Genomic DNA, 3,909 nt, shown 5'->3' with positions numbered 1-3,909 from the left:
TCATTGGCAATGCTGCGATCCAGTGCAGCTCCGTTGTCAATAACGTCGACCAGCTTGGCGTAGACCTTGCTCGGGAGATATTTGAACATCTTTTCACGGTTGAATACATATTTAGCGAAGTATTCGCTAGGCCGTTCAGCCGGAGATGGAACTTCTACAGGTTTCTTGTGAAACGCTTCTTCCACTACCTTGAATCTTAAATTTGACATAATACCTAAATCTTATTTTTATGTTGTTCTTGTTTTACTTTAAATGCATTTTCTGATTCGTCTCACTGCTTCCTGGCATTCCTCATATTTGGCAAAGGTGGAGAGACGGATGTAGTTTTCTCCTTCTGGTCCGAAACCGGTTCCCGGAGTTACGATGGTCTGGGCTTCGTAGAGCAACTGTTCGAAGAATTTCCAGGCAGTTGTTCTTTCCGGAATCCTGATCCATAAATAAGGTGCATGCTCGCCGCCGTAAATCTGAAGTCCGGCATGGCTCAGTCCCTCTTTCAGGATTTGTGCATTGTGCATATAATAAGCAATGGTTTCCTTGATCTGTTTCTTTCCTTCCGGTGAGTAGATGGCTTCGGCGGCCCGTTGCGTAATGTAAGAGACTCCATTGTTTCGGGCAGCAATGCGCCGTTTCCATAATTCATTCAGGGAAATGCGCTGGCCTGCCAGTGTACCTGCCGTCAGTTCTTTCGGGATGACGGTATATCCGCATCTTACTCCCGTAAAGCCGGCTGTCTTGGAAAAGCTCCGGAACTCGATGGCCACTTTCTTTGCTCCTTTGATCTCGTAGATGGAATGGGGCAGATCCGGATCCTGTATGTAAGCTTCATAAGCTGCATCATACATGATCAGGGTGTCGTTGGCTATCGCATAGTTCACCCACTTCTTCAGTTCGTTTTTGGTGATGACGGCTCCGGTCGGGTTGTTCGGGAATGAAAGATAGATAATGTCAATGCGTTGACTGGGGATTTGCGGAATGAAGTTGTTTTCCGGCAGACAGGGCAGATAGACAACGTTACTCCATGTGCCGTCCGGTTGGGGAGTGCCTGCCCGCCCGTAAGTGACATTGGCGACAATATATATCGGACAGATCGGTGTCGTCACTCCGATGCTGTTGTCGTGTCTCAGCAAATCTCCGATATCTCCGACCTCTCTCTTCGTTCCGTCGTTGATGAATATTTCCCCGGGTTCCAGAGAAACGCCTCTGGCTGCGTAGTCATGTTTCAATATGGCTTCTGTCAGGAAAGAATACCCTTGTTCCGGGGCGTATCCGTGAAACGAGTCAATGCATCCCATCTCGTCGATGGCTTTGTGCATGGCATCGATGGAAGCCTGTGGCAAAGGGCGGGTGACATCTCCTGTCCCCAGGCTGATCAGATGAGCCTTGGGATGAGTAACCTTGAACGTATTGATCTTTTTCTCCATATTGAGGAGAAAATGATTGTTCGGCAATTTCAGCAGATGTTCGTTTACTAACGCCATATTTATTTGATGAAACCGTTGTCGTTATTTGTTTAGTCAGACGTTTTGGTCGTCAATTTGGTTGCAAAAATACGAAAATAATATCATTTACAAAAAGAATCCACGGCATGAATCATCGGGAAGCGGCTTCTTTTTATGTTCTTGTTAAAAAAAAAGAGGGAGTAAAGGCAATCGAAGTTATTCTTTTCGTAATTTTGCAGGCGAATTTATAATAACCTTGTTTTTAAGATTTATGAATAGTGCTTTACCTACTACACGCCGGCAAAGAATTTGGCGTGAAATGAAAGATTACCTGTTAATCGCTTTGGGAATGATTATGTATGGTATAGGTTGGAATGTGTTCTTGCTTCCTAATGATCTTCCTTCAGGAGCTGTACCTGGTATTGCCTCCATTGTTTATTGGGCGACAGGTTTGCCGGTTCAGTATACTTATTTAGGTATCAATGGATGTCTGCTGGTTCTGTCTCTGATTATCCTGGGATGGAAGTTTAGTGTGAAAACAATTTTTGCCGTATTTGTATTGAGCTCCATTCTGCCTGTGATTCAGAGTATAACCAACGGTGTTTCGTTGATTCACGACCAGCCTTTCATGGCATGTGTACTGGGTGCGTCGTTCTGCGGCAGTGGTATCGGTATTGCTTTTTCTGCCAATGGCAGCACGGGAGGAACGGATATTATTGCAGCAATCGTCAACAAATACCGCGATATCAGTCTGGGACGTGTCATTCTGTTATGTGACCTGGTAATTATTTCTTCCAGTTATCTGGTATTGCACAACTGGGAAAAAGTCGTTTACGGTTATGTGGTCTTGTTTATTTCAAGTTTTGTGCTGGATCAGGTCGTCAACAGTGCCCGCCAGTCCGTACAGTTCTTCATCATTTCCAATAAGTATGAAGAAATAGGACACCGCATCAACAAAGACCTTCACCGTGGTGTGACGTTTATCGACGGCGTTGGCTGTTATACCCAGAACAATGTCAAGATGATGTTTGTTCTGGCAAAGAAACGTGAATCCAGTACGATTTTCCGTCTGATCAAGGATATAGATCCGAAAGCATTTGTTTCCCAAAGTGCTGTGATCGGCGTATTCGGAGAAGGTTTCGACCGCATAAAGGTAAAATAAAAAGAAGGTTATATTCTTTTCTTGAGTTAAAGATATGGAGGAATGCTTATGATGATGACAAATTTAGAGGCTGCCCGTCAGATAGCCGCATATTATCATTGTCTGCTGAGTAAGGAGGCGATGCATGCATTTGCGGATATACTGGTGAGTAGAAAATATAGGAAGGGTGAACGCATTCTTGATGAGGGAGATGTCTGCAGAGGGATGCTGTATATTGAAAAAGGTATGACCCGTCAGTTTTATTTCAAGTATGACAAAGACCTTACGGAACATATCGGTTACGAAGGAGGAATGATCATGTGTCTGGAAAGTTTGTTGAAACAGGAGCCGACCCGCCTGATGATTGAAGCACTGGAGCCGACGATCGGCTGGGAAATCAACAAGCTGGAGATGGATGCTCTAGCCTCAAAGAGTACGGAAATCGCTCTGCTGTACCGGAAAATCTTTGAATTCTCATTGATCGAGTCGCAGATTAAGGCGGACACATTGCGCTTTGAACCGGCTCATGAACGTTATAACAAACTGTTGCAGCTCCATCCGGAAATCCTGAAGAGAGCGCCCCTGGTATATGTTGCCTCGCTTCTCCAGATGACACCGGAAACATTGAGCAGAGTCCGTTCTGCCAGCCTGAATTCTTGAGATCAGACGGCAGGAGAGTGGGCTTCAGTCTTTACTGAATACCGATTTATCAAAAAAGAAAGTAATCCGAAGAAATGGGAGTCAGTGTGATGCGAAAGGAAGCAGAACACTGACAGTCCCTTTTTGATAAAATCTTCATCGGGAAGACCGGATGGATGAAAAAAGAACTGTTTCCGGAATATTCTGCATAATTATACTGATTTGAACGCTGTTTCAGCCCGAATTGTCTGGTCAAACCAGCGGATCTGACGGCAGAAACAGGCTGAAATGTCTAGACGTTTTCCCCTGTTTGTCTAATAAAATTCCCAAAATGCTTCGTTGTATTTCCGGAAATCCGGAAAATGATGATGTTGAAGCCCCTTTTCACACCGGAATGAGTCTCCCTGAAGTGTTAAAAAAAGGAGTCATTCCCTTGAGAATCACTCCTTCACGTAGAAAATAATTTTTAAATTTCTGCTTGTCTGTATCCTTGCCCGCAAAGAAGCGAATGTGGCGGACAAGAATATACAAAATGTCAATCTGATCCGGCTGCTGATGGGTTAGAACAGCACGATGCCGGCTTCAAATATTCCTTTGTGTTCATAAAGATGATTGCCCTGATAGGTGCGTGTCCAGCTATATCCTCCCGAAACAAAGAAGCCCAGATGGCGTGTCAGGGAGTATTCCAGA

General features: G+C 44.6%; 4 protein-coding genes. 2 read left to right on the top strand and 2 right to left on the bottom strand.

The features are described 5' to 3' along the window. On the bottom strand, positions 1-209 hold a 209-nt coding region (locus BACCOPRO_RS05695), incomplete at its 3' end, for a glutamine synthetase III domain-containing protein (protein WP_008141767.1). Positions 210-248: 39 nt separating this feature from the next. Then, on the bottom strand, positions 249-1,478 hold the full coding sequence (locus BACCOPRO_RS05690; RefSeq protein ID WP_008141766.1) for an LL-diaminopimelate aminotransferase: 1,230 nt from the start codon (positions 1,476-1,478) through the stop codon (positions 249-251). Between the two features lie 232 nt (positions 1,479-1,710). Here BACCOPRO_RS05690 and BACCOPRO_RS05685 point away from each other — a divergent pair, with 232 nt between their 5' ends. Both BACCOPRO_RS05685 and BACCOPRO_RS05680 read left to right on the top strand, forming a co-directional pair. Beyond that, positions 1,711-2,601, top strand: a complete 891-nt coding sequence (locus tag BACCOPRO_RS05685; protein ID WP_040311218.1) for a YitT family protein — start codon at positions 1,711-1,713, stop codon at positions 2,599-2,601. A gap of 42 nt (positions 2,602-2,643) precedes the next feature. Continuing rightward, positions 2,644-3,240 carry a Crp/Fnr family transcriptional regulator gene (locus BACCOPRO_RS05680; protein WP_008141758.1) on the top strand — a complete coding sequence of 199 codons (597 nt, stop codon included), beginning with the start codon at positions 2,644-2,646 and terminating at the stop codon, positions 3,238-3,240. Positions 3,241-3,909 lie beyond the last annotated feature (669 nt).

The sequence above is a fragment of the Phocaeicola coprophilus DSM 18228 = JCM 13818 genome (assembly GCF_000157915.1).
Taxonomy (GTDB): Bacteria; Bacteroidota; Bacteroidia; order Bacteroidales; family Bacteroidaceae; genus Phocaeicola; species Phocaeicola coprophilus.
Note: the sequence above shows the minus strand (reverse complement) of the source record. Positions and strands in the feature narration are given on the sequence as shown.